24 protein-coding genes are annotated in these 24,254 nt (G+C 66.5%); 6 read left to right on the forward strand and 18 right to left on the reverse strand.

All coding sequences use genetic code 11. The features are described 5' to 3' along the window. Positions 1–3 precede the first annotated feature (3 nt). Complete coding sequence (locus GR303_RS14400; RefSeq protein WP_161722945.1) at positions 4–894, reverse strand: LysR substrate-binding domain-containing protein; 891 nt, start codon at positions 892–894, stop codon at positions 4–6. A gap of 221 nt (positions 895–1,115) precedes the next feature. Here GR303_RS14400 and GR303_RS14405 point away from each other — a divergent pair, with 221 nt between their 5' ends. Continuing rightward, the gene (locus GR303_RS14405) at positions 1,116–1,442 is read left to right on the forward strand and encodes a DUF1127 domain-containing protein (RefSeq protein ID WP_161722946.1); all 327 of its coding nucleotides are present in this window, start codon (positions 1,116–1,118) and stop codon (positions 1,440–1,442) included. Here the strand turns inward: GR303_RS14405 and GR303_RS14410 are convergent. From GR303_RS14410 to GR303_RS14420, 3 genes are read right to left on the reverse strand one after another with little or no spacing between them, the layout of a single operon-like run. Continuing rightward, a complete protein-coding gene (locus tag GR303_RS14410; RefSeq protein WP_161722947.1) occupies positions 1,439–2,185 on the reverse strand; it encodes a DUF937 domain-containing protein in 747 nt (248 codons plus the stop codon). The two genes, GR303_RS14405 and GR303_RS14410, sit on opposite strands and share 4 nt — an antisense overlap. 38 nt (positions 2,186–2,223) lie before the next feature. Continuing rightward, entirely contained in the window at positions 2,224–3,600 is a 1,377-nt protein-coding gene (locus GR303_RS14415; protein WP_161722948.1) for an MATE family efflux transporter, read from the reverse strand. Next, positions 3,600–5,450, reverse strand: coding sequence for a monovalent cation:proton antiporter-2 (CPA2) family protein (locus GR303_RS14420; RefSeq protein WP_161722949.1), 1,851 nt, complete (start codon positions 5,448–5,450; stop codon positions 3,600–3,602). The genes GR303_RS14415 and GR303_RS14420 overlap by 1 nt, the downstream gene beginning before the upstream one ends. 216 nt (positions 5,451–5,666) lie before the next feature. Between GR303_RS14420 and ispH the strand changes: the two genes are divergently transcribed. Genes ispH through rnhA form a run of 3 tightly spaced genes read left to right on the forward strand, consistent with a single transcriptional unit; the run spans position 5,667 to position 8,059 of the window. After that, entirely contained in the window at positions 5,667–6,626 is a 960-nt protein-coding gene (ispH, locus tag GR303_RS14425) for a 4-hydroxy-3-methylbut-2-enyl diphosphate reductase (RefSeq protein WP_161722950.1), read from the forward strand. A 3-nt stretch (positions 6,627–6,629) separates the two neighbouring features. Continuing rightward, a complete protein-coding gene (locus tag GR303_RS14430) occupies positions 6,630–7,595 on the forward strand; it encodes a homoserine kinase (protein WP_161722951.1) in 966 nt (321 codons plus the stop codon). After that, the gene (gene rnhA, locus GR303_RS14435; RefSeq protein WP_161722952.1) at positions 7,592–8,059 is read left to right on the forward strand and encodes a ribonuclease HI; all 468 of its coding nucleotides are present in this window, start codon (positions 7,592–7,594) and stop codon (positions 8,057–8,059) included. The genes GR303_RS14430 and rnhA overlap by 4 nt, the downstream gene beginning before the upstream one ends. Before the next feature lie 125 nt (positions 8,060–8,184). Here rnhA and GR303_RS14440 read toward each other — a convergent pair whose 3' ends face one another. Together GR303_RS14440 and GR303_RS14445 are read right to left on the reverse strand one after the other, a co-directional pair. After that, a complete protein-coding gene (locus GR303_RS14440) occupies positions 8,185–8,667 on the reverse strand; it encodes a peroxiredoxin (protein WP_161722953.1) in 483 nt (160 codons plus the stop codon). A gap of 42 nt (positions 8,668–8,709) precedes the next feature. Next, positions 8,710–9,537: a protein-disulfide reductase DsbD domain-containing protein gene (locus GR303_RS14445; protein WP_161722954.1), complete on the reverse strand. Its 828-nt coding sequence runs from the start codon at positions 9,535–9,537 to the stop codon at positions 8,710–8,712. A 104-nt stretch (positions 9,538–9,641) separates the two neighbouring features. On the opposite strand from GR303_RS14445, the gene GR303_RS14450 reads away from it, so the two are divergent. Further along, positions 9,642–10,253 (forward strand): YqgE/AlgH family protein, encoded by a 612-nt coding sequence (locus GR303_RS14450; RefSeq protein ID WP_161722955.1) that lies wholly within the window; start codon positions 9,642–9,644, stop codon positions 10,251–10,253. 19 nt (positions 10,254–10,272) lie between these two features. Here GR303_RS14450 and GR303_RS14455 read toward each other — a convergent pair whose 3' ends face one another. The 12 genes from GR303_RS14455 to coxB form a co-directional block, all read right to left on the reverse strand. Further along, the gene (locus GR303_RS14455; protein ID WP_161722956.1) at positions 10,273–13,152 is read right to left on the reverse strand and encodes an EAL domain-containing protein; all 2,880 of its coding nucleotides are present in this window, start codon (positions 13,150–13,152) and stop codon (positions 10,273–10,275) included. A gap of 199 nt (positions 13,153–13,351) precedes the next feature. Continuing rightward, positions 13,352–14,635: a M16 family metallopeptidase gene (locus GR303_RS14460; RefSeq protein WP_161722957.1), complete on the reverse strand. Its 1,284-nt coding sequence runs from the start codon at positions 14,633–14,635 to the stop codon at positions 13,352–13,354. After that, complete coding sequence (gene thrC / locus GR303_RS14465) at positions 14,632–16,047, reverse strand: threonine synthase (RefSeq protein ID WP_161722958.1); 1,416 nt, start codon at positions 16,045–16,047, stop codon at positions 14,632–14,634. The genes GR303_RS14460 and thrC overlap by 4 nt, the downstream gene beginning before the upstream one ends. A gap of 76 nt (positions 16,048–16,123) precedes the next feature. Further along, complete coding sequence (locus GR303_RS14470) at positions 16,124–16,927, reverse strand: GNAT family N-acetyltransferase (protein WP_343038437.1); 804 nt, start codon at positions 16,925–16,927, stop codon at positions 16,124–16,126. Next, complete coding sequence (locus tag GR303_RS14475) at positions 16,885–17,649, reverse strand: SURF1 family protein (protein ID WP_161722959.1); 765 nt, start codon at positions 17,647–17,649, stop codon at positions 16,885–16,887. The genes GR303_RS14470 and GR303_RS14475 overlap by 43 nt, the downstream gene beginning before the upstream one ends. Continuing rightward, positions 17,646–18,017, reverse strand: a complete 372-nt coding sequence (locus tag GR303_RS14480; RefSeq protein WP_161722960.1) for a DUF983 domain-containing protein — start codon at positions 18,015–18,017, stop codon at positions 17,646–17,648. Before GR303_RS14480 ends, GR303_RS14475 begins: the two co-directional genes overlap by 4 nt. A 114-nt stretch (positions 18,018–18,131) precedes the next feature. After that, a complete protein-coding gene (locus GR303_RS14485; protein WP_161722961.1) occupies positions 18,132–18,995 on the reverse strand; it encodes a cytochrome c oxidase subunit 3 in 864 nt (287 codons plus the stop codon). A 68-nt stretch (positions 18,996–19,063) separates the two neighbouring features. After that, positions 19,064–19,654 carry a cytochrome c oxidase assembly protein gene (locus tag GR303_RS14490; RefSeq protein WP_161722962.1) on the reverse strand — a complete coding sequence of 197 codons (591 nt, stop codon included), beginning with the start codon at positions 19,652–19,654 and terminating at the stop codon, positions 19,064–19,066. Positions 19,655–19,662: 8 nt separating this feature from the next. Then, a complete protein-coding gene (locus GR303_RS24355; protein ID WP_201752064.1) occupies positions 19,663–19,824 on the reverse strand; it encodes a hypothetical protein in 162 nt (53 codons plus the stop codon). A 4-nt stretch (positions 19,825–19,828) separates the two neighbouring features. Beyond that, positions 19,829–20,785, reverse strand: a complete 957-nt coding sequence (locus GR303_RS14495) for a heme o synthase (RefSeq protein ID WP_161722963.1) — start codon at positions 20,783–20,785, stop codon at positions 19,829–19,831. A gap of 132 nt (positions 20,786–20,917) precedes the next feature. Then, positions 20,918–22,537: a cytochrome c oxidase subunit I gene (gene ctaD, locus GR303_RS14500; protein ID WP_161722964.1), complete on the reverse strand. Its 1,620-nt coding sequence runs from the start codon at positions 22,535–22,537 to the stop codon at positions 20,918–20,920. Positions 22,538–22,563: 26 nt separating this feature from the next. Next, positions 22,564–23,421 (reverse strand): cytochrome c oxidase subunit II, encoded by an 858-nt coding sequence (gene coxB, locus GR303_RS14505; protein ID WP_161722965.1) that lies wholly within the window; start codon positions 23,419–23,421, stop codon positions 22,564–22,566. 317 nt (positions 23,422–23,738) lie between these two features. Between coxB and GR303_RS14510 the strand changes: the two genes are divergently transcribed. Beyond that, entirely contained in the window at positions 23,739–24,251 is a 513-nt protein-coding gene (locus tag GR303_RS14510) for an invasion associated locus B family protein (RefSeq protein ID WP_161722966.1), read from the forward strand. Positions 24,252–24,254 lie beyond the last annotated feature (3 nt).

Genomic DNA, 24,254 nt, shown 5'->3' on the forward strand with positions numbered 1-24,254 from the left:
GGGTCATTCGGCCGCGAGCGGCTGCACGTTGCGGGTGGAGCCCAGATTGTCCAGCGACTGCTTGATGTGGAAGCCGAGCGCATCCGCGAGCGGGTTCTCCTCGCCGCGGGCGCGGATGAGGCCGATCTTGCACGAGGGCAGGGCCGGGAAGCCGTCGGAGGGGCCGAGGATGCGCATGCCGGGCCGCACGGCGCTTTCCGGCAGCACGGAGACCGCAAGGCCCGCCAGCACCGCGGCGCCCACGGCGGTGGAATGCCAGCTCACATAGGCGATGCGGAAGGGGCGGTCCGCGCTTTCCAGCACCTCGGTGGCGGAATGGCGCCAGTCGCAGCTCGGGCGGCCGAGCGCCAGCGGGATCGGCGTCTCCTCGTGCACCCCGTGGCGGGCGGAGGTGACCCACAGGAGCTGCTCGATGCGCACGATCTCCGAGGGGCCGCGCCGGTCCACATGGGTGATGATGGCCAGGTCGAGATCCCCGTGCTGCACCCGCTCGATCAGGTTCGGCGTCGGCTCGCACATCACCGTCACCTCCGCCTTCGGGTTGGAGCGCGAGAAGCGGGCCAGGATCTCGGGCAGGTAGCGGTCGGCATAGTCGTCGGGAAGGCCGAGGCGCACGCGGCCGGTGAGCTCGTTGTCGTTGAAGGAGGCCATGCATTCCGCGTTCAGCCGCACGATCCGGCGCGCATAGTCGAGCAGGCGCTCGCCCTCGTCCGTGAGCTTGGACAGGCGCCCGTCGCGCTCGAAGATCGGCTTGCCCACCCGGTCCTCCAGCCGCTTCATCTGCATGGACACGGCGCTCTGCGTCTTGTGCACGATCTCCGCCGCGCGGGTGAAGGATCCGGTATCCGCAATGGCCACGAAGGTTCTGAGCTGGTCGATATCGAGCAGGTGCATGGCTCAATCCTCATCATCAATCAACGTGATGATACATATCTCAAACAATCGTTTCAAGTGATGTGATATCTTGTGGTACAACCTTCCACATGATGAAAATGATTCAGCAGAATCAATGCCTTAAGTGAGAGGTCCCTGGTGGGAGCTCTCATGGAAGCTGGAAGGAGGCGCCAGTCCCCTTCCGGAGCAGTCGATCGAGAGTGAAAGCAAGGAGACCTTCGATGAATCGGTCAATACTATCCACGATGACCTTCTCAGGCATGGCTGCCATCGGGCAGTTCGTCCGCGTGCTCACGGGTCTCGTCAATGCGCTGAAGGATCGGCGAGAGGTCCGGCACCTCGCCGAGTTCGACGATCGCATGCTGAAGGACATCGGGCTCACCCGCGGCGACGTGCAAAGCGCGCTGTCGGAGCCGTTGCTGCACAACCCGTCTTCGGTGCTGGTGCGCAGTGCGGGGCAACACTCCCGTGGCGAGAGGTCTCGACCGCCAACCCGGCAGGTCCGCCCTGTCGTTCCGATGATGAGGCCGGCGAAAGGCTGCGCCTAGCTCTTGCTGCCGTCGGCCTTCCAGGCATCGGCGAAAATGGATTGCAGGGACGTGAGATACTGCATCTGCATCTCGCGTCCCTGCTTCATCATCTCGTCCAAGGAGGTGGCCGAGGAGGGAGCCGGAGGTTCCGGCTGCGGCGGCTCTGCGGGCGGCGGCATCTGGAAGAAGCCGGCGAACATCTCCTCAAAGGGATTGGCCGGCTTCTTGTCGGGAGACGCGGCCTTCATCCAGTTTGCCCAGAGATCCGTCCACGGATTGGCCGATTCCGAGGGAGTCTGCTGACTGTCCTTCGAGGCCGCGAAATTCTGGAAGGCCTGCGCATGCGCCATCATCCATTGCGACGTGCCGCCGGCCAGGATTCCCGCGAGCACCGGCAGCATTTGCTGCATGGTGTCGGCGCTGATCCCTGCATAGCTCGCCGCCTGTTGCGCCACGCGCCGGCTGACGTCGTCGGAGCCGAAGATCTGGTCGAGCAGCTTTCGGCCTTCCTGCTGAGCCTGAGGGGTGAGGGGATTGCCGGCCGCCTGCCAGAAATTCTGGTAGGCCCCTCCCATCATGGATTGAAGCACGCGAGCCGGATCGCTCGAGGTCATGGCGTGCTGGAGCCCCATGGCGAAGGCGGGCATGAACGCTGCCATGGTCCGCTGCGGCTGGTCGCCTGAGAGATGAAACTGCTGGGCAATGGCATTCAGCGCGGCGCTGGTCTGGGCCTGGCGCATCAGATCGAACCAGTTGAACATGGCAGCCTCCTCGAAACCCATACGCTAGAAACGAGCCGTCACACCGCCGGGGCAGCCTGCCTCTCCAGGCGACGGATTGTCCAGAACGCGGTGATGACGGCGGCGATACCGAAGGCCACCGATCCGACGCCGATCCCGATCAGGGCCCCGTTCGGGCCGCCCCAATGGGCTCCGAGATAGGCGAAGGGAATCATGCCGAGCGTTGCACGGCCCCAGTTGAAGAAGGTCGAGAGCAGGGGGTAGCCCAGGTTGTTGAACGAGGCATTCGCCACGAAGACCAGGCTGATGAAGAACCAGATGAACCCGCTGAGCTGGCAGAAGAACCGCACGATCTCGGCCGTTTCCGGCGGCGCCTTGAAGGCTTCGGTGATCGGAACCTGCACGAGGAACAGCACCAGCCATACACTTCCCACATAAACGACCGTGAAGGTAAGCGCATCCTTGAGCGTCTGGCGCATGCGGTCGTAGCGCTGAGCGCCCCAGTTCTGCCCGAGCACGGGCCCGATGGCGCCCGCCAGCGCGAAGACGCCGGCGAAGGCGACCGGCGTCACCCGGTCGATGATGGCGGAGGCAGCAACGGCCTGATCCCCGAACTGCGCCATGATGCTGGTGAAGAAGGCATTGGCGATGGGGGCCGCGATGTTGGTCAGGATCGCCGGAACCGCGATGGCGAAGAACGGCCGTGCATCGCGCAGGATCGATGCCAGCTTCGGCCTCTCGAGAAGATCGTGGCTGCGCGTCAGATACCGGTAGCCCACATAGAGGTAGGCCAGGCGCGCGATATTGATCGTCCAGGCAGCGCCGTTGGCCTTCATGTCGAGCGCGAAGATCAGGATCGGGTCGAGGATCACGGTGACGGCCGCAACCGACAGGGTGGCATACATGCTGCGCTTGGCGTCGCCCGCGGCCCGCAGGATGGTGGAGAACGCCATGCCGATCGCCATGAGCGCGTTGGTGGGCAGCGCGATCCAGAGGAAGCTGCGCGCCACCTCAACCGTCTGCGCGCCCGCGCCCATGGCGTTCAGGATGAGCGGGAGCAGCGGCAGCAGAACGAGGCTGACCACGGCTGCGACCGCTGCCATGAGGACGGTGCACGAGGTCGCGAGGCGCCGGGCGTCGTCGGGCCTGCGCGCGCCGAGCGCCCGCGAGACGAGGGCGCCGATGGGAATCATCAGGCCCACATTGATCGAGATGGTGAAGAACATCACCACCGTCGCAAGGCCGACGCCGGCGGTCATGCTCGGATCGTTGAGCCAGGAGATGTAGAGAAGCGAGACCAGATCGACGATGAAGATGGCGATCAGCCCGGCCGCGCCCGTGCTCGTCATCACCAGCACATGGCGCATGGTGGAGCCGATGACGAAGCGTGGGACGTCCGCCTTTCCAAGCTCACCTGTCGAGGGACTTGCGTCCATCACATCACCCCTTCGCCGAGAATGTCCCGCGTCTCCGGGCTGAGGGCGCGCGCCTTGCCTGCGGGCGCCGTCAGCGGCTCGGGGGTAATCTTGGAGCCCATCACGAGTTCCGCGCCGCCCATGGCGCCGACCTCTTTTTGCAGGACCAGGCGGGCGATGTCGCGCTTGCGGACGTCGCTGGCGGCGGCAGCGGCCGCGCTGGGTTCGACCCCGAGCTCCTCGAGCGCCGCGCGCCCGAAGACGATCGCGGATTCGAAGACCTCGCGGATCTGGTAGTCCACGTCGCGATTCATGAGCTCAATGGCATGGATGCGGTCGAAGGCGCGGACGAAGCTGCGGGCGTTCTGGAAATTCTCGTGGATGATATCGATGATCTTCATCATCGCGTCGTGATCGTCGATGCAGATGCAGATCATCTCGGCCTTCTCGGCGCCGGCGGCGCGCAGCACGTCGAGGCGCGTGCCGTCGCCGTAATAGACCTGGAGCCCGAAGCGTCCCGCATCGCGAATGCGCTCCACGTTCGTGTCGATCACGGTGGCCTGAATGCCCTGCGCCAGGAGAACCTGGTTCACGATCTGGCCGAAACGGCCGAAGCCGATCACGAGGACGCGGCTTTCCAGCACTCCTTCGGCGCCATGAAGCGTGGGCGCGTCCGGCTCCTCCTCGGCGGCGCGGCGGCTGGCGAGGAGTTTTTCGACGAGGGTCGACAGAAGCGGCCCCAGCAGCATCGTGATGGCGGCCAGCGCCGTGACCGGCTGCGCCTCGGCGGGGGCCATGAGGCCGAGGCTCATGGCCAGGGGGATCAGCACGAAGGTGAATTCGCCCGCGGGGCACAGGATGGTGCCGGAGCGCAGGCCGTCGCGCCAGCTCGCCCCGAACAGCCTGGACAAAAGGGCCAGGAGCACGGTCTTGCCGAGGAGGACCGTCGGCACGGCAACGGCCAGGATCAGCCATTGCTCCCGAACCAGGGCCAGGTCGATGGACATGCCCACGCTCATGAAGAACAGGCCGAGCAGCATGCCGCGGAAGGGCTCGATGTCGGCCTCCAACTGGTGCCGGAAGTTCGACTCGGCCAGCAGAAGCCCTGCCAGGAAGGCGCCCATGGCCATGGACAGGCCGACCTCCTGCATGAAAAGGGCAGCGCCGAGCACCACGAGCAGCGCGGAGGCGGTCATCACCTCCCGGGCGCCGCTGCGGGCAAGGATCCGGAAGAACGGGTTGAGCCCGTACCGGCCGACCAGAACCACGGCCGCGATGCCCACAAGCGCCTCGCCGACAGCCAGGAGACGGTCTGCGAGGGAACCCTGTTCCGCGGCCGCTCCGGAGGCCAGCAGCGGCAGGAGCGCGAGCAGAGGGACCACGGACAGGTCCTGGAAGAGCAGGATGGCGAAGGAGCGCTGACCATAGGGGGTCTGCAGGTCGTTGCGCTCCCCCAGCATCTGGAGGGCGATGGCCGTGGCCGAGAGGGCCAGGGCGACGCCGGTGACGAAGGAGGCTGCCGGCGAGAAGCCCACGGCCATGGCAGCGCTGCCGAGACAGATGGCGGTCACCGCCATCTGCGCGAAGCCAAGGCCGAAGATGTCCCGCTTCATCTCCCAGAGGTGGGACAGCTTCAGCTCGAGCCCGACGATGAACAGCAGCAGGACCACCCCGAGCTCGGCGACGGTGGCGATGGTCTGCGGATCCTCCACGAGGCTCAGGCCCGAGGGGCCGATGGCGACGCCCGCCGCCAGGTAGCCCAGGACGGCGCTCAACCCCATGAGCCGGAACACGGGAACGGCAACGACGGCCGCCCCGCAGAAGGTGAGGATGGGTGGGAGGAAGCTGACGTGGGAAGCCGTGGATGCCATGGGTGATCGGGGAGGTGAAAAGCTGTTTCACCTTTCTAGGGATTCTTGGGCTTAGGCGCGAGCGTTTCTTGAAGGAGATCGTCCATCGGGTGTCTCACCGCACGCGCTGCTCCCTCTCCCGCCCGGGAGAGGGGATGTCCCCGATGTCATCCCCGCCGCGAATAACCGTCGCTCCCGCTTGACAGGAGGGGCTCGGTCTCGCCACATCGGCTCATCATGACCAAGCCCCCTCTCGACATCCTGCTCTGTGCCCCGCGCGGCTTCTGCGCCGGGGTCGTCCGTGCCATCGATGCGGTCGAGAAGGCGCTCGCCATCCATGGTGCGCCGGTCTATGTGCGGCACGAGATCGTGCACAACAAATACGTGGTGGAAAACCTCAGGCGGAAGGGGGCGGTCTTCGTCCGGGAGCTCGACGAGGTGCCGGACACGGATGCCCCGGTGATCTTCTCGGCCCACGGCGTTCCGAAGTCGGTGCCGGACGCAGCCCAGGCCCGCAACCTCTTCGCCATCGATGCCACATGCCCGCTCGTGACCAAGGTCCACCGGGAGGCGCAGATCCACCACAAGCGCGGCCGCCACATCATCCTGATCGGCCATGCGGGCCACCCCGAGGTCATCGGCACCATGGGCCAGCTGCCCCAGGGCGCCGTGACCCTGGTCGAGACGGTGGACGACATCGCCCGGCTCCAGCCCGAAGATCCCAGGAACCTGGCCTTCGTGACGCAGACGACGCTCTCCGTGGACGACACCCAGGACATGGTCGATGCGCTGAAGGCCCGCTTCCCCGCCATCGTCGGGCCGCACAAGGAGGACATCTGCTACGCCACCACCAACCGCCAGGGTGCGGTCAAGCGGGTGGCGCCGCAGGTGGAGGCCATGATCGTGGTGGGCTCGCCCAATTCCTCCAACTCCCAGCGCCTGCGCGAGGTCGCGGAGCGCGAGGGCTGCCCCCTGGTGCGGCTGATCCTGCGGGCGGAGGACATTGACTGGAGCCTGTTCGGCAGCATCCGGACGCTCGGCATCACGGCCGGCGCCTCGGCGCCCGAGATCCTGGTGGAAGAGATCATCGACGCCTTTGCCGAGCGCTACGAGGTCTCGGTCGAGAGCGTGTCCACGGCGGACGAGAGCGTGTTCTTTCCTTTGCCGCGCGAGTTGCGTGAGCAGGCGGCGGAGTAGGCGGTGGCGGTCTATACGGAAGTCAGCGACGAAGAGCTTTCCGCCTTCCTCGAAACCTACGACATCGGCACGGTGCTGTCCTACAAGGGCATCGCCGAGGGGGTGGAGAACACCAACTACTTCCTCCACACCACCAGGGGCTCCTACATCCTGACCCTCTACGAGAAGCGGGTGCGGGAGGCGGATTTGCCCTTCTTCCTCGGCCTCATGCAGCATCTGGCGCGCAAGGGGCTGAACTGCCCGCTGCCGGTCAACAACCGCCGGGGCGAGGCCCTGGGGCGGGTCGCCGGGCGGCCCGCCGTGATCATCACCTTCCTGGACGGAATCGCGGTGCGCCGTCCCACGGCGCAGCATTGCGGGGCGCTGGGCGCGGCGCTGGCGAAGCTGCACCTCGCGGGCCAGGATTTCCCCATGCAGCGGCCCAATGCCCTGTCGCTGGAGGCATGGGCGCCGCTCTTCGCCCAGGCGGAGGCCCAGGCCGACACGGTGTCCCCTGGCCTCGCCGAGCGGACGCGGCGGGAGCTGGCGGATCTCGAGGCCTCCTGGCCGCGGGGTCTGCCCACCGGCATCGTCCATGCCGACCTTTTCACCGACAACGTGTTCTTCATCGGCCCCGAGGTCTCGGGTCTGATCGACTTCTACTTCGCCTGCACGGACGCCTTCGCCTACGACGTGGCCATCTGCCTCAATGCCTGGTGCTTCGAGACCGACGGCTCGTTCAACCTCACCAAGGGCCGGGCGATGCTGGCAGGCTACCAGTCGGTGCGCCGGCTCGGCGCGGACGAGATCGAAGCCCTGCCGGCGCTCTGCCGCGGCTCGGCCATGCGCTTCATGCTGACCCGGCTGGTGGACTGGCTCAACGTGCCGCCGGGGGCGCTGGTGAAGCCGAAGGACCCGCTCGAGTACGACCGGAAGCTCAACTTCCACCGCCATGTGCGGCACGCGCGCGAATACGGGCTTGAGGCATGAGCGAGACCGAGCGCGTGACGATCTATACGGACGGGGCCTGCTCGGGCAATCCGGGGCCCGGCGGCTGGGCGGCCATCCTCTCCTTCAAGGGCAAGGAGAAGGAGATCTCGGGCGGGGAGGCGCAGACCACCAACAACCGCATGGAGATCCGCGCCGCCATCGAGGGGCTGAACGCCCTCAAGCGCTCCTGCACGGTCGACCTGTTCACCGATTCCCAGTACGTGCGCCAGGGCATCACCCAATGGATGCACAACTGGAAGCGGCGCGGCTGGCGCACCGCCGACAACAAGCCGGTGAAGAACGAGGATCTCTGGCGCGAGCTCGACGAGGCGGCCTCCCGGCACAAGGTGGCCTGGCATTGGGTCAAGGGCCATGCGGACGACCCGGTCAACATCCGCGTCGACGAGCTGGCGGTCGCGGCGATGCAGCCGTTCAAGAGGCGAGGCCGGAGGGCCAGCGTCTAACGTTCTGGGATGAATTTCGGATGTCATGGCCGGGCTTGTCCCGGCCATCCCGCTTGTTTGAAGCGCCTCCGTCGCTGATCGGGATCACCGGCACAAGGCGGGTGATGACGAAGGCGGTGAATTTTTCAGAGATCCTTCAGGAGGTTCTCGGCACCGGAATGCTGCGCCTTGGAGGGTGAGTCCTCCACGTTGAGCGCCTTAACCACGCCGTCCTCGACCACCATGGAATAGCGCTGGGAGCGGGTGCCGAGGCCGAAGCCGGAGCCGTCCATGGACAGGCCGATGGACTTGGCGAAGTCGGCATTGCCGTCGGAGATGAACTCGATGCCCTCGGCGCCGGCGGACTTGCCCCAGGCGTCCAGCACGAAGACGTCGTTGACCGAGGTGACCAGAATGGCATCGACGCCCTTGGCCAGGATCTCGTCCTTCTTCTGCACGTAGCCGGGCAGGTGGTTGCGGTGGCAGGTGGGCGTGAAGGCTCCGGGGACGGCGACGAGAACCACCTTGCGGCCCTTGAACAGGTCGTCCGTGGTCTTGGCCACGGGACCGTCGGGGGTCATCACGCGGAAAGTGACCTGGGGCAGGCGTTCTCCAACCTGAATCGGCATGGGCACGTTCTCCAAAGCTATGCCATTGATGATGGGCCATCCCTAGCGTGGGACGCCGCTGCCGTCGAGGTCGATCTGCGTCTCCACCGCCTGACCGTCCGCGACGAGGGTCAGCACGACCGGCACCCTGCCCGAAGCGTCCTTCGGCTTCTCCTCGACCGTGACGGCGATGCGGCCGGCCTCATCAGGCGCGGAGGTCGAGAGGTACCAGTGTTCGGGCCCCTCGGCGAAGAGGGCCGGCTTCGCGCCCGAGGGAGCGCGGATGGTGGCGGTGAAGGCAGGCTTGCCTCCGGAAAGCGGGGCAACGGAGAGCACCGACAGCGGCCCCTGCGCCCCCAGGGCCTGCGGCACCGGCACCTTGGCCAGGGCAGCCTCGATGGCTCCGCGGCTTGAGGCGGCCCCCGACAGGTCCAGGGCGAGGTTCGCATGGGCGGGGATGCAGATGTCCTTGCAGACCCCGTATTCGAGGCTCAGGGCCAGCTTGACCGGCCTGCTCCTGTCCTTCGCCTTCACGAGCACCGGCAGCACCACCTGCTTGGCATAGACGTAGGTGACGCCTGCGGCATCCTCGTGCCGGGCGGGGGCAGGCCAGCGGATCTCGGCGCTCGCGAGGTTCTCCGAGCCGGACCAGTCGAAGCGGGGCGGCAGTCCGGAATCGCCCGGGGTGCGCCAGTAGGTCTTGAACCCGGGATCCAGGGTGATCTCGACGCCCGCAAGCTGGGCCTCGCCCTGTTCGCCCCCCGCGATCAGGCGGGCGCGGGAATGGAACCCTTGGGCGCTGGCGGAAGGCTTGAGGGCTTGCGCACCGGCAGTCGCGAGGGACACAATCAAAAAAATCGCGGCTGAAGCGGCGCGAAGCATGAATGCCATGGAACTGACGCCTCCCTGAGGCACTTCCCTTATGCGTTTATCCTCGGGTCTGCCATCCACGATCCTGTGATTGGGCGGCCAGCCCGGCAAGGCAGATTGTAGATATGGGCTCTCAGATACCTTCATACGGCACCGAAACCCCTTACCTGGACGGGCAGCTCATCGTGGCCATGCCGGGCATGGTCGACGAGCGCTTCGCGCGCGCGGTCATCTATATCTGCGCCCATTCGGCGGAAGGGGCGATGGGGATCATCCTCAACCGGCCGGCCGCCCACCTGAACATGCCCGATCTCCTGGTACAGCTCGAGATCCTTCCGGAGGTCGAGCGCATCCGGCTGCCGCAGCGGGTGGAGAACATGCAGGTGCTCATGGGCGGGCCCGTGGAGACGAGCCGCGGCTTCGTGCTCCATTCGCCGGACTTCCACATCGCCCAATCGACGCTGCCCATCGACGACAGCATCTGCCTCACCGCCACCATCGACATCCTGCGCGCCATCGCCGCCGGTCGCGGGCCTCAGAACGCGGTGCTCGCGCTGGGCTATGCCGGCTGGGGCGCAGGCCAGCTGGAGATGGAACTGCAGGCCAACGGCTGGCTCAACACTCCGGCCGATGCGGAACTCGTCTTCAACACCGCCGCCGATCTTCGCTACGAGATGGCCCTGCGCAAGATCGGCATCGAGCCCGCCATGCTGTCCATGGAAGCCGGCCACGCCTGAAGCCTGACCGGCGGGCCTGTTAGGCGGCCGCGGGGGCCGCTCCCACGAGCTGGCGCGCCTGCAGGGTCGACATGGGCTCTCCGAAGACCGGACCCTGCGCATATTCGCAGCCGAGCTGGTAGAGCTCGATGGCCTCGGACTCGCTCTCCGCGCCCTCCGCCACGATCTCCATGCCGAGCTCGTGCGCCATCTTGACGATGGAGCGCAGGATCACCGGCTTGCCGGCCGCCATCTGGCGCACGAAGGATTCGTCCACCTTGATCGTGTCGAAGGGAAAGCGCTGCAGGTAGGACAGGGCGGAATAGCCGGTGCCGAAATCGTCGAGGGACAGCCCGGCGCCGAGGTCGCGAAGGCGCGAGAGCATCTGCGCCGAGTATTCCGGATTCTCCATCACGAGGCTTTCCGTCATCTCGATCTTGAGCGTGCCGGGAATGACGCCGGAGCGGGCGATCACCGTCTTCACGTCCTGCAAAAGGTCGTGGCGCAGGAGGTGGTGGCTCGACATGTTCACGCTCGCGAAGATGGGCGGCTCGACCTCCAGCGCGTTCTGCCAGGCGGCAAGCTCGCGGCCGGTCTGCTCCAGCAGGAAGACGCTCAGCTTGACGATGAGGCCGGTCTCCTCCGCGATGGACATGAAATCCTCGGGGCCGATGCGCCCGAGGCGCGGGTGGTCCCACCGCAGCATCGACTCGAAGCCCGCGATCGTGCGGTCCTCCAGGCGCACGATGGGCTTGAACAGCACCCGCATCTCGCCCCGGTCGAGGGCGTGGCGAAGGTCGGTTTCCATCGTGAAGTGATCGCTACGGTCGGAGCGCATGGTGGGCCGGAACACCTCGATGCGGTCGCCGCCCTGGCGGCGGGCATGAGCCATGGCGATCTCGGCATTGCGCAGAACCTCCTCGCGGCGCGCGGCGATCTGCGGATCGTAGAGGGCGATGCCGATGGAGGCGGTGAGGAAGAACTCCCGCTCGGCATAGGTGAACGGCGTCGTCACCACCCGCCGCACCATGTCGGCGAAGGCGATGATGCGGTCGGGCTCCCGCTCCGAGAGCAGGATGATGGCGAACTCGTCGCCGGAGACGCGGGCGAGGGTATCCTGCGGCTTGAGCAGGCGGCTCAGGCGGCGCGACAGGGTCAGCAGCACGGAGTCGCCGGCCGCGTGACCTGCTGTGGCGTTGATCTCCTTCAGTTTGTCCACGTCGATGACCAGCACCGTGGGGCGCAGCGTATCGTCCTGCCTTGCGAACGTCAGCGCAGACTCGAGCCGGTCGTAGAAGAGCTGGCGGTTCGGAAGGCTCGTGAGGTTGTCGTGCACCGCATCGTGCAGCAGGCGCTCCTCGGCGGTCTTGGTGTCCATCACGTCCGAGAGCGTCCCGACGATGCGCAGAACCTCGCCGTCGGAGCCGATCACCGGGCGCGCCTTCAGGCGGAACCAGTGATGGGCGCCGGAGGAGGAGCGCAGGCGGAAGTCCTGGGTCAGGCGGCCGCGGCGCTGCTCGATCACTGCGTCGAGGGCGAGCCGGTACCGGTCCTTGTCGAAGGGGTGGATCAGGTCGAACCAGGCGGAGGCGGGGCCTTCGAGCGAGCCGCGCTTGAGCCCGAGCTGATGCTCGACCTCAGGGCTGACGAAGATGTTGTCGGACACCACGTCCCAGTCGAACACGATGTCGCCGGCGCCCGTGAGTGCCAGCGCCCGGCGCTCCGTGTCGTTGACGAAGCCACGGGCGAAGGCGCCGCCGGCGAAGGCATGCTGCATGACCGTGAAGCCGATGAGCATCACGATCAGCACGAGACCGCCGACGAGAGCGGGGGGCACGAGATCGGAGGTGAGCTGGCCCACCACGGTGAAGCTCGCCGCCGTCACCCAGGCGACGAGGAGCAGCCATGTGGGCACGAGCATCACGGCGCGATCATAGCCGTGGGTTGCCAGATGGATCACGAGCACGAAGCCGATGCCGGCCACCGCCGCGATGGACATGCGCGCCACGCCCGAGGCCACGGGCGGGTCGATCACCGCAAGTCCCACCAACGCGCCGAGGAACAGCAGCCACACGGCGGCCACATGGCTGTAGCGCACGTGCCAGCGGTTGAGGTTGAGATAGGCGAAGAGGAAGACGAGCAGGGTCGCCGCCAGCACCGCCTCGGCGCCCGCGCGGTAGATCTGCTCGGTGGCTTCCGAGATGGGGAAGACGCGCTGGAAGAAGCCGAAATCGATGCAGGCATAGGCGAGCACCGCCCAGGCGAGCGCCGCGGCAGCCGGGAAGATCAGGGCGCCCTTCACCACGAAGACGATGGTGAGGAAGAGGGCGAGCAGACCCGCGATGCCGATGATGATGCCTTTGTAGAGGGTGAGCCCGTTGATCCTGTCCTTGTAGGCGTCCGCATCCCACAGGTGGAGCTGCGGGATGTTGTCGGAGCGCAGCTCGGCCACGAAGGTGACGGTGGTGCCCGGGTCGAGGGTGACGAGGAAGGTGTCGGCATCCTCGCTCTCCTCGCGCTCGGGCCTGATGCCCTGGCTCGCGGTGATGGCGGCGATGCGGGTCGCGCCCAGATCGGGCCAGAGGACCCCGGATCCGGTGAGCCGGAAATGGGGTGCCACCAGCAGGCGCTCGATCTGCTCGTCGGTGTCGTTGGTGAGCGCGAAAACCATCCAGTCCGGCCGCGTGCCCGTCTCGCGCGCCTTCACGGCAATGCGGCGAACGATGCCGTCGCGCCCCGGTGCGGTCGAGATGCGGATCTCGTCCCCGTCCGAGTTGTAGCGCTCGATGGCGGGGGTGAGGTCGATGGCCTTCATCTTGGGATCGACGCGCACGGATTCCACCGCCCAGCCGGCCGTAGGCCAGGCGAGCCCCAGGAATGTCGCCAACAGAAGGGTTATGGCGAAAGATACGATCCGCAATGCTTCGGTCTTTCGTCCGGTACTAAACATTGGAACAGGATTGGTACCGGTCAGGAGGCTTGAGGGCAAGGTGAACCCTGCCAGGGCCCCCACTTGTCCGCAGGACTCAGGTGTTATCGTTATCACGCGCCATGCGGCGCGTTTGCGGCGGGATTGAGGAGAGCTGAGCATGCCCTTAGGGCAGGTGCGGCGGAAAAACTCAGCCGCGTAGCCGCGCGGCGATGCTCTCCAGGGGCGGCAGGCTCTTGATGGGCCCGATCGCCGCCAGGGTGGGGGTGCCCTGGAGCAGGCGGCGCCCCGCCTCGCGCACATGCTCCACTTCGAGCGCATCGACCTTGCGGACGATCTCCTCGCTGGAGATCAGCCGGCCCCAGGACAGGAGCTGGCGCGCCACCCGCTCGATGCGGCCGCCCGGGGTTTCCAGGGCGGTGAGGAGGGCCACCTTCATCTGCGCCTTGGCGCGGATCAGCTCGACCTCGCTGATGTCCTGCGTCGCCTGGACCATGCAGGCGAGCGTCACATCCATCAGCTCGGCCACATCCGAGCCGGCGGTTCCGGCGCCGATGCCGAAGAGGCCGCAATCGGAAAACGGCCAGTGGAAGGAATCGATGGAATAGGCAAGCCCGCGGGTCTCGCGCACCTCGTGCCAGAGCCGCGAGGTGAGCCCGCCGCCCAGCATGTGGGCGAAGAGATGGGCGGCGTAGTAGTTCGGATCCTTGAACGAGAGCCCCGGCAGGCCCAGCACGAGATTGGCCTGCTCCAGCTTGCGCGGGATCCGCCGCTCGCCGCCGGTGTAGCGGCCCGCCTCCGGCTGGCGCGATTCGACGGCGGGCATGGCCCCGAACAGGCGCTCGGCCAGATCGACGATGCGGGCGTGCTCCACATCGCCGGCTGCGGCGAGCACCATCTTGCCGGGCGTATATTCCCGCGCGAGGAAGGCGCGGATCGTCGCCTCGTCGAAGCTTTTGATCGTGTCCGGGGTGCCCAGGATCGGGCGGCCGACGGCCTGACCCGCGAAGGCCGTTTCCATGAAGGCGTCGTAGATGAGATCGTCCGGCGTGTCCTCGACGGCCGCATATTCCTGCAGGATCACGCCCTTCTCGCGGGCGAGCTCGCCCGCCTCGAAGGCGGAGTGGATGAGGATGTCGCCGAGCACGTCGAGGGCGACGTCCACGTTCTCGCCGAGAACCCGGGCCGTATAGCTCGTGTACTCGACGCTGGTGGCGGCATTGATGTCGCCGCCCACATTCTCGATGTCCTCGGCGATCTGGCGGGCGGAGCGCCGCGCCGTGCCCTTGAAGGCCATGTGCTCGATGAGGTGCGACAGCCCGTGCTCGTGCGGCTCTTCGTGGCGCGACCCGGTGCCGACCCAGACGCCCAACGTCGCCGTGGCGATTTCCGGCATCCGCTCGGTGGCGACCATCAGGCCGTTGGGCAGGGTGGTGATGTCGATCCGCTTCTCGCGGACGAAGTGCTGGTTCATGCGGCAGCGCCTTTGACCGCCCGCGCGCGCTCGCGGATGAAGCGCTCGACCGCAGCTTGGTCGTTGGGGAGAACGGTAAAGCTCTCCCGGCGCTCCAGCAGATCAGCCATGTGCGGCGGAAGTGCGGGGCGCAGGCCCGTCGCGCGCTCCACCGCATCCGGGAATTTTGCGGGATGGGCGGTGGAGAGGGCCACCACGGGTGTTTGCGGATCGTCCTTCAGCAGGGCGCGACCGGCGCGGGTGCCCACCGCGCTGTGCGGATCGAGCATGGTGCCGGTGCTGCGATAGGTCTCGGCCATCTCGGCCATGACGTTATCCTCGTTCACGGCCTGAGCCGAGAATTCCTGACGGATGCGCGCGAGCGGCTCCGCGTCGATCAGGAAGGCGCGGGACTGATGGAGGCTTGCCATGAGGCGGCGGATCGCCTCGCCATCGCGGTTATAGGCCTCGAACAGCAGGCGCTCGAAGTTGGACGAGATCTGGATGTCCATGGAGGGCGAGGTGGTGGGCTCGACGCCCCTGATCTCGTAGGCGCCCGAGCCCAGCGTGCGGGCGAGGATGTCGTTGGCGTTGGTGCCGATCATCAGCCGCTCGATGGGCAGCCCCATGCGCTTGGCCACCCAGCCGGCGAGGATGTCGCCGAAATTGCCCGTCGGCACCGAGAAGGAGACCGGCCGGTGCGGCGCGCCCAGCGCGACGGCGGCGGTGAAGTAATAGACCGTCTGCGCGGCGACGCGCGCCCAATTGATGGAATTCACGCCCGAGAGCTGCAGCTCGTCGCGGAAGCGGGCATGGTTGAACATGCCCTTCACCATGGTCTGGCAGTCGTCGAACGTGCCTTCCACCGCAAGCGCATGCACGTTGGGCGAGGCCACGGTCGTCATCTGCCGCCGCTGCACGTCCGAGACGCGCCCATGCGGGTAGAGGATGAAGATGTCGACCTGGTCGAGGCCCTTGAAGGCCTCCACCGCCGCGCTGCCCGTGTCGCCCGAGGTGGCGCCGACGATGGTGGCCCGCGCCCCGCGGGCCTTCAGCACGTGATCCATGAGGCGGCCCAGGAGCTGCATCGCCACGTCCTTGAACGCGAGCGTCGGGCCGTGGAAGAGCTCCAGCACGAACAGGTTGTCGCCGATCTGGGTCAGCGGGCAGACGGCCGCATGGCGGAAGGTGGCGTAGGACTCGTCGATCATGCGCCCGAGCGCGGCCTCGGGGATGTCGCCGTCGACCAGCGGCCCGAGCACGGCCTTCGCCACCTCCGCATAGGGCTTGCCGGCGAAGCTCCGGATCGCCTCCGCGGTCAAGCTAGGCCAGCTTTCCGGCAGGTACAGGCCGCCGTCCCGGGCAAGGCCGGTCAGCAGGGCATCGGCGAAGCCGAGCGCGGGGGCTTCCCCGCGGGTCGAGACATGGAGCAATGTCGATCTCCTGGAAAATCCGGGCGGACATTATGGTGATGGACCGGATGCGGCAAGCCGCATCCGGTCGCAGAATTCACGCTTTTATCCGCGCCATCGCATAAGCATCGACGAAGGCGCCGCCCCGAAAGGCGAAATCCCTGTGGGTGCCCTCGATCTCGAAGCCGTGGCGCTTGTAGAGGGCGATCGCCGGGGCGTTGTCCACATAGACGGTGAGCTCGATGCGGCGAAGGTTGAGCCAGTCGTCCACGATTCCGATGAGTTCGCGCAGGAGCCGCGTGCCGATGCCCCGGCCGTGGAATTCGTCGTGCAGGCCCATGCCCAGATAGGCGACGTGCGCGCGCCGGCCCTGGTGGCGCTCGAAGCCTCCGCTGCCGATGATCCGGCCGTCATGCTCGACCACGAGGCTGACATTGTTGTTCGGGGCGATGCTCTCGAGCCACTTCCGGGTGGCCTCGGGCGCCTGATGGGGCAGGCGCAGGGTGCCCCAGCGGTAGCCGGGGTTGTTTCCGAGGGCCGCAATACCCTCGCAGTCACCGGGCCGGCAGCCCGAATGACGATGTCGCCGGCCGCCGTGGGCCTGGGTGGACGAGGTGTGGGTTCGATGTCCATGTCGCTCTCCTCTGGATGAAGGCGGAGGCGAACGGAACCTTGGCGAAAGCCCTGCTCGTCTCCGCAGGGCTTGTCGGGAATGCTCGACGCTTCCTAAACGCGCAAAGCCTCTCCCGTGCGCCCTGCAAGGCGCATCGTGAGATGGGCTACGGTCATGAGAAGCGTGAACATGGTTCGCAGGATAGATGCGCTTCGCCCGAAAGCCAAACGGTTTTGCGGATATTCCTACGACGGCTCGGCCGGAGAGGGCTCCTTCAGCCTCTTCCACGCGAAAGCTGCAAAGACTCCGATGAGGGTCAGGGCAATGCCGTACCAGGTCAGCGCGTATTGCAGGTGGTTGTTCGGCAGGGTGAGCGGCGTCTGCCCGCCGCGGGGCCAGCCCCCGGTATTGGGGCTTGCATCGGCATCGATCAGGAAGGGCGCGACGCGCTCCAGCTTGTGGGCTGCGGCAATGGCCTGGGGATCGCGGGCGAACCATTGGTTGCGGGCGGGATCGTCGTCGGGCGTGAAGGGATTGCGGGCTTCGGGCGCCCGCACGAGGCCTGTGACCGTCACCTCGCCGGCGGGCTGGCTCTCCGGTCGGCGGGCGGGGTCGCGCAGGTCGGTCGGAACGAAGCCGCGGTTGACCATCACGATGGCGCCGCTCGAGAGTTTGAGAGGCGTGACGAGGTAGTAGCCCTGGACAGGAGCGCCCTGGCGCTCGCCGGGAGCGAGGCCGTAAACCGGGGTTTCGAGGGGGTGGAGGAAGGTGCCGGTTACGCGCACCTTCCGGAACTCGTCCTGGTCGGCCCGCCAGGTGGGCCACTCCGCCTCCGGCAGGATGGCGCCGGGCTCGCCATGGGCGCGGGCCTCGATCTGCGCGATCAGGCTCTCCTTCCAGGCCTTGCGCTGGAGCTGCCAGGTGCCGAGCCCGATCAGGATGGCAAGCGCCACGAGCGCCGCGAGGCCCGGGACGAGGAGGGAACGGCCCTTTCTCAGCGCGGCGGTCATTTCTCGAAGCGTCCTTCCTCGGCCTTGTGGTGGTATTGCAGGTTCATCAGAACACCCTTGAGCGGCCGCACCATGAGGAGGCTCAAGCCGATGCTGAGCGCCGTCCACAGGACGAGGTGGAGCCAGATCGGCGGCTCGTAGGTGAACTCGGCCCAGAGGGCGAGGGCCACCACCACGATTCCGACAAAGGACATGACGAAGAAGGCCGGGCCGTCCCCCGTATCCGTGAAGGCGAGATCGAGGCCGCAGACCTCGCATTTCGGCTGCACCGTGAGAAAGCCCTTGAACACATGTCCCTTGCCGCAGCGGGGGCATCGTCCCTTGAGGCCGGTCGCGATGGGCGAGGGAGCGGACGGGTCATGAGCCACGGCTTTTCTCCGATATGGCCGGTGGGGCCGACCGAGAGATGGTGACGGCCCCCCGAAAAGCGAAGGGCGGCTGTGAAGGCCGCCCTTGCCGAACTTGTATCGTGGTGAGCGGGATCAGTGGCCGCCGCCGGCGACCGGTCCGCCGTAGCCCCACACGTAGATGGCGGCGAAGAGGAAGAGCCACACCACGTCGACGAAGTGCCAGTACCAGGCGGCGAACTCGAAGCCGAGATGCTGCTGGGGCGTGAAGTCGCCGCGATAGGCGCGGAGCAGGCACACGGCCAGGAAGATCGTGCCGATGATCACGTGGGCGCCGTGGAAGCCGGTCGCCATGAAGAAGGTGGCGCCGTAGATGTTGCCGCTGAAGCCGAAGGCGGCGTGGCTGTACTCGTAGGCCTGCACGCAGGTGAAGATCAGGCCGAGGATCACCGTGAGCCACAGCCCCATCTTGAGGCCCTGCCGGTCGTTCTCCAGGAGCGCGTGGTGCGCCCAGGTGACCGTGGTGCCGGAGGTGAGCAGGATCAGGGTGTTGAGGAGCGGCAGGTGCCAGGGATCGAAGGTCTCGATGCCCTTGGGCGGCCACACGCCGCCGAGCGCCTCGACGCGCGAGTAGAGCTGCGGATCGTTGGCATAGAGGGCGGCGTCGAAATAGGCCCAGAACCAGGCGGCGAAGAACATCACCTCGGAGGCGATGAACATGATCATGCCGTAGCGGTGATGGAGCTGGACCACGCGGGTGTGGAAGCCGGTATTGGCTTCCTTCACCACGTCCGACCACCAGGCGATCATCGTGTAGAGCACGCCGATGATGCCCGCGCCGAAGATGAACGGGCCGAGATCGAGCCCGGCGATGGTGATGTCCTTCCACCAGGTCACGAACCCGGATGCCAGGAGGAAGGCGCTGACCGCGCCGATGAGCGGCCACGGGCTCGGTTCAAGGATGTGGTAGTCGTGGTTCTTGGCGTGGGCCTCGGCCATGTCGTGCTGTCTCCGTGCCTCGGATGTGAACTCGCTTTAAGACGTTTCGGTCCAGCTTGTCACGTCCCTTATTGCGCGATGGTCTTGGTGGATGAAGTGGTCTCCGCCACCGGCTTTCCGCCCTTCGACGGGAAGTAGGTGTAGGAGAGGGTGATGGATGAAAGGTCCTTCACGTCGGGGTCCTCCGCCAGGCGGGGATCGACGTAGAACACGACCGCGGATTCCAGGGTCTCGCCCGGCTGCAGGGTCTGCTCGGTGAAGCAGAAGCACTCGAGCTTGGAGAAATAGGTGCCGGCCAGATCGGGCTGCACGTTGTAGGTGGCAATGCCCGTGGTCGGCTTGTCGCCCCTGTTGGTGACCTTGTAGAGCACGGTCGTGGTCTCCCCGAGCTTGACCGTCACCGCGGGGGTTTCAGGGGCGAAGCGCCAGTTCAGGCCGGGCGCCACGTTGGAATCGAAGCGAACCGAAATCGTCCTGTTCGTCGCCTGCGTGTCGTTGCTGGCCCGGGCGACGGGCGTGCCGCCGAAGCCCGTGACCTTGCAGAACAGGTCGTAGAGGGGGACGGACGCATAGGCGAGGCCGACCATGCCCACGACGACGCCGACGCAGGCGAGGGCCGTACGGTTCATCTTGCGCTGGGTGTGGGAGGTTTCAGCCATGTCGAGCCTCACATGGGACGCTGCAGGACGCCGGGCCCGAGCTTGGCGATCGTGACCACGTAGAACAGCAGCACGAGCGCCCCGAGCGTGAGAGCCAGGGCGAGAGAGCGCTTGCGGCGGCGCTTCTGCTCCTCGGGGGTCAGGCTCTGGGGGGCTTTGCGGTCCGCCATCGCATCACCCCAGGACCGGCCGGAAGAGGCCGAAGCCGTGCTCCGCGAGCAGGGTTGCGAAGAGCAGGAACAGGTACAGGATCGAGAAGCCGAAGAGCTGCTGGGCCACCCGCATCGCCGGCTCGCCCTCCCGCAGGCGATAGACCTGGACGGCGAGCGCCAGCATGCCCAGGCCGCCGACGAAGGAGACGAGCGCATAGGCAAGGCCGCCGAAGCCCAGGGCCACGGGAACCATGCCGAGCGGCGCCAGGAGGATCGTATAGGCCAGGATCTGGAAGCGGGTGGCATCGGGGCCGGCCACGTTCGGCATCATCGGGATGCCGGCCCGCTCGTAGTCGCCGGACTTCACCAGGGCGAGCGCCCAGAAGTGGGGCGGCGTCCACATGAAGATGATCGCGAAGAGAACGATGCTGTCGAGGGATACCTGGCCGGTGACGGCGGCCTGCGCCACCACGGGGGGGAGGGCGCCCGCCGCGCCGCCGATGACGATGTTCTGCGGCGTCGAGCGCTTCAGCCAGATCGAATAGACGACCACGTAGAAGAAGATGGTGAAGGCGAGCAGGCCCGCCGCCAGCCAGTTGCTCACGAGCCCGAGAATGATCACCGAGCCGGCCGACAGCGTGATGCCGAAGGCGAGGGCCTCGCCGGGCTGGATCTTGCCGGCCGGGATCGGGCGCTTCGCCGTGCGGGTCATCACCGCGTCGATATCCGCATCCCACCACATGTTGAGGCAGCCGGAGGCGCCGCCGCCGACGGCGATCATCAGGAGGGAGACGAAGGCCACGACCGGGTGGACGTTGGACGGGCTCACGACCATGCCGACGAGCGCCGTGAAGACGACGAGGAACATCACGCGCGGCTTCAGGAGGGCGAAGAAGTCGGACACGTCCCCCTGCGACAGGCCTGCCGTGGCAAGGCTTTCGGCTCGGGCTTCGGTCAGGCTGTTCGACATGGTGCTCATCACAAAAATCCGAAATGCCGGGACGAGGCCGAAAAAGCCTCCGGATGATCGGCTCCTCGCCGGAAGGCTTGAGGAAATCCCAAGCCCTCAGGGGAGGAGCGGGCGGCCCTAAGCCGCCCGGCTCGCTTGTTCCTAGTGACCCGTGTCGACGACGCGGGGCAGCGTCTCGAACTGGTGGTAGGGAGGGGGAGAGGACAGGGTCCATTCCAGGGTCGTCGCACCCTCGCCCCACGGGTTGGCGGCGGCCCGCTCCTTGCGGATGAAGGCATAGACCACGCCGAACATGAAGATGAACAGGCCGGCGAAGAACACGTAGGCGCCGATCGAGGACACCATGTTCCAGCCCGCGAAGGCATCCGGGTAGTCCGCATAGCGGCGCGGCATGCCGGAGAGGCCGAGGAAGTGCATCGGGAAGAACAGCACGTTGGAGCCGATGAAGGCGACCCAGAAGTGCAGCTTGCCGATCCACTCGGGCATCACGTAGCCGGTGATCTTCGGGAACCAGTAGTACATGCCCGCGAAGATCACGAACACCGCGCCGAGGGACAGCACGTAGTGGAAGTGGGCCACCACGTAATAGGTGTCATGCAGGTAGCGGTCGACGGGAGCATTGGCCAGCACGACGCCGGTGACGCCGCCGACCGTGAACAGGAACACGAAGCCCACCGCCCACTGCATCGCCGCCGTGAACCGGATGGAGCCGCCCCACATGGTGGCGATCCACGAGAAGATCTTAACGCCGGTGGGCACCGCGATCACCATCGTGGCGAACACGAAATAGGCCTGCGTCTGCAGCGAGAGGCCGACGGTGTACATGTGGTGCGCCCACACGACGAAGCCGACGACGCCGATCGCCACCATGGCGTAGGCCATGCCGAGATAGCCGAAGATCGGCTTCTTGGAGAAGGTGGAGATGATGTGGGACACGATGCCGAATGCCGGCAGGATCATGATGTACACTTCGGGATGGCCGAAGAACCAGAACAGGTGCTGGTAGAGCACCGGGTCGCCGCCGCCGGCCGGATCGAAGAAGGTCGTGCCGAAGTTGCGGTCGGTGAGCAGCATCGTGATCGCGCCCGCGAGAACCGGCAGCGAGAGGAGCAGCAGGAAGGCGGTCACCAGCATGGCCCAGGCGAAGAGCGGCATCTTGTGCAGCGTCATGCCAGGGGCGCGCATGTTGAGGATCGTGGTGATGAAGTTGATGGCGCCCAGGATCGAGGCCGCGCCTGCGAGGTGCAGGGCCAGGATGCCGAAGTCGAGCGCGGGGCCCGGATGGCCGACGGTGGCGAGCGGCGGATAGACGGTCCAGCCGCCGCCGAAGCCGAGCGAGCCCGGCGCGCCCTCGACGAAGAGCGAGCAGAGCATCAGGCCGAAGGCCGAGACGGTGAGCCAGAACGAGATGTTGTTCATCCGCGGGAACGCCATGTCCGGCGCGCCGATCATAATCGGGATGAACCAGTTGCCGAAGCCGCCGATGAGGGTGGGCATCACCATGAAGAACACCATGATGAGGCCGTGGCCGGTGACGAAGACGTTGAAGGCCTGCGGGTTCGAGAAGAACTGGAGGCCCGGCTCCTGGAGCTCGAGGCGCATCCCGATCGAGAGGAGGCCGCCGACGATGCCCGCCGTGAAGCCGAAGATCAGGTAGAGCGTGCCGATGTCCTTGTGGTTCGTCGAGTAGAACCACCGGCGCCAGAAGCTCGGAAGATGGTCGTGGTGATCCGCGTGAGCGGCATCAGCTGCATGTGCCATGATAGACCTCTGTGGTCCCTTTCAGATTACTGAGCGTTCGCGAACTTGACGGGAGCCGGGCTGTCCGTGGAAGCATAACGCTGCTTCGCCTCGGCGAGCCAAGCGGCATATTGCTGCTCGCTCACGACGCGGACCTCGATCGGCATGTAAGGATGGCCGTTGCCGCAGAGCTCCGAGCACTGGCCGTAATAGACGCCCTCCCGCTCGGCTTTGAACCAGACCTCGTTCAGGCGGCCCGGAATGGCGTCGATCTTGAAGTAGAAGGACGGCACCGTGAAGGAATGCATCACGTCGGCCGAGGTGACCTGAACCCGCACGACCTTGCCCACCGGCACCACCATGGCGTTGTCGACGCCCAGCAGGCGCGGCTGGTCGGGCTTGCGGTCCTTGTCCTCGGTGATCATGTTCGAATCGAACTTGAAGCCGCCGCCCTGATCGGCCGGGTACTCGTAGCCCCAGTACCAGGAATAGCCCGTCACCTTCACCACGAGATCGGCCTGCGGCGGCACGAGCTGCTGGCGCAGGAGGCGGAAGGAGGGGATGGCGATCGCCACGAGGATCAGGACTGGGATGATGGTCCAGGCCACCTCGAGCAGGGTGTTGTGGGTGGTCTTCGAGGGAACCGGGTTCTTCCGCTCGTTGAAGCGGGCGATCACCACCAGGAGCAGGGCCAGCACGAAGAGGCAGATCGCGGTGATGAGCCAGACCAGGTAGGTGTGGAAGTTGGAGACGCTCTGTCCCAGCTCCGTGACCATTTCCTGCATGCCGGTTTCCCAGGGGGAGGGCTGGCCGGCGGCGGCCCACGCCTCACTTATGCCCAAGACGAGTGCGACCGCTGCCGTGGAGAGGGCGGTCACCGATCGACGTCCAGTCTCGATCCGCATCGGCGTTCCAAAGCTCCTAGATAGGGTGGCCGTTGGCCACGAAGGCATCGGGCAGGGGTGCAGGCGTGCGAAATGGGGTGTTCCGGCCTGCGCCACCACCTTTTTGATCTGCGTCAAAGATCACAGGATGCGTCCAAGCGCAACGGTTCTGACGTCGCAATTTATGCGTCATAACCGCCAAAAAGCGTTTCTGTCTTCCAAACGGTCCCTCTCGCTTGACATCGCGCCCCCTGCCATGGTCCCAACGGGCCAAAGACGGAACGCAGCGGCGGCACGCCGCGTCCCTTGATCCAAGGGGTTAACGGATGGAGAGACCGATGGGCGCATCGCAGTGGGTTCGCCATGGCGCAGCGGCAGTCCTGGGGCTCGCGGCCCTGTTCGGCGCCAGCGGAGCCGGCGCTCAGGGCATGGTCAAGAACACCTACGGCGACTGGCAGATGCGCTGCGAGACGCCCGCGGGAGCCACCGCCGAGCAATGCGCCCTCGTGCAGAACGTGGTCGCCGAAGACCGGCCGAACGTGACCCTCGTCATTATCGTGTTGAAAACCGCCGACGGCAAAAGCCGCCTCCTGCGCGTCGTCGCGCCGCTCGGTATTCTGCTGCCCTCGGGGCTCGGCCTCAAGATCGACCAGACGGATATCGGCCGGGCGGGCTTCGTCCGCTGCCTGGCCTCCGGCTGCGTGGCCGAGGTCGTGATGGAGGACAGCCTGATCAACCAGATGAAGACCGGCCAGGCGGCCACCTTCATCGTCTTCCAGACGCCCGAGGAGGGGATCGGCATCCCGGTCTCCCTCAACGGATTCGCGGCCGGGTTCGACGCCCTGCCGTAAGAA

The sequence above is a fragment of the Microvirga arsenatis genome, from assembly GCF_009910705.1.
In the GTDB taxonomy this organism is placed as follows: Bacteria; Pseudomonadota; Alphaproteobacteria; order Rhizobiales; family Beijerinckiaceae; genus Microvirga; species Microvirga arsenatis.

Excerpts from the sequence above, each read along its gene's own strand:
- ispH (WP_161722950.1), top strand. The coding sequence starts at position 5,667 with ATGACCAAGCCCCCTCTCGACATCCTGCTCTGTGCCCCGCGCGGCTTC.
- rnhA (WP_161722952.1), top strand. The coding sequence starts at position 7,592 with ATGAGCGAGACCGAGCGCGTGACGATCTATACGGACGGGGCCTGCTCG.
- GR303_RS14485 (WP_161722961.1), bottom strand. The coding sequence starts at position 18,995 with ATGGCCGAGGCCCACGCCAAGAACCACGACTACCACATCCTTGAACCG.
- GR303_RS14490 (WP_161722962.1), bottom strand. The coding sequence starts at position 19,654 with ATGGCTGAAACCTCCCACACCCAGCGCAAGATGAACCGTACGGCCCTC.
- GR303_RS14415 (WP_161722948.1), bottom strand. The coding sequence starts at position 3,600 with ATGGACGCAAGTCCCTCGACAGGTGAGCTTGGAAAGGCGGACGTCCCA.
- GR303_RS14450 (WP_161722955.1), top strand. The coding sequence starts at position 9,642 with ATGGGCTCTCAGATACCTTCATACGGCACCGAAACCCCTTACCTGGAC.
- GR303_RS14475 (WP_161722959.1), bottom strand. The coding sequence starts at position 17,649 with ATGACCGCCGCGCTGAGAAAGGGCCGTTCCCTCCTCGTCCCGGGCCTC.
- GR303_RS14440 (WP_161722953.1), bottom strand. The coding sequence starts at position 8,667 with ATGCCGATTCAGGTTGGAGAACGCCTGCCCCAGGTCACTTTCCGCGTG.
- coxB (WP_161722965.1), bottom strand. The coding sequence starts at position 23,421 with ATGCGGATCGAGACTGGACGTCGATCGGTGACCGCCCTCTCCACGGCA.
- GR303_RS14495 (WP_161722963.1), bottom strand. The coding sequence starts at position 20,785 with ATGAGCACCATGTCGAACAGCCTGACCGAAGCCCGAGCCGAAAGCCTT.
- GR303_RS14400 (WP_161722945.1), bottom strand. The coding sequence starts at position 894 with ATGCACCTGCTCGATATCGACCAGCTCAGAACCTTCGTGGCCATTGCG.
- GR303_RS14460 (WP_161722957.1), bottom strand. The coding sequence starts at position 14,635 with ATGAACCAGCACTTCGTCCGCGAGAAGCGGATCGACATCACCACCCTG.
- GR303_RS14405 (WP_161722946.1), top strand. The coding sequence starts at position 1,116 with ATGAATCGGTCAATACTATCCACGATGACCTTCTCAGGCATGGCTGCC.
- GR303_RS24355 (WP_201752064.1), bottom strand. The coding sequence starts at position 19,824 with ATGGCGGACCGCAAAGCCCCCCAGAGCCTGACCCCCGAGGAGCAGAAG.
- GR303_RS14410 (WP_161722947.1), bottom strand. The coding sequence starts at position 2,185 with ATGTTCAACTGGTTCGATCTGATGCGCCAGGCCCAGACCAGCGCCGCG.
- GR303_RS14445 (WP_161722954.1), bottom strand. The coding sequence starts at position 9,537 with ATGGCATTCATGCTTCGCGCCGCTTCAGCCGCGATTTTTTTGATTGTG.
- GR303_RS14510 (WP_161722966.1), top strand. The coding sequence starts at position 23,739 with ATGGGCGCATCGCAGTGGGTTCGCCATGGCGCAGCGGCAGTCCTGGGG.
- GR303_RS14420 (WP_161722949.1), bottom strand. The coding sequence starts at position 5,450 with ATGGCATCCACGGCTTCCCACGTCAGCTTCCTCCCACCCATCCTCACC.
- ctaD (WP_161722964.1), bottom strand. The coding sequence starts at position 22,537 with ATGGCACATGCAGCTGATGCCGCTCACGCGGATCACCACGACCATCTT.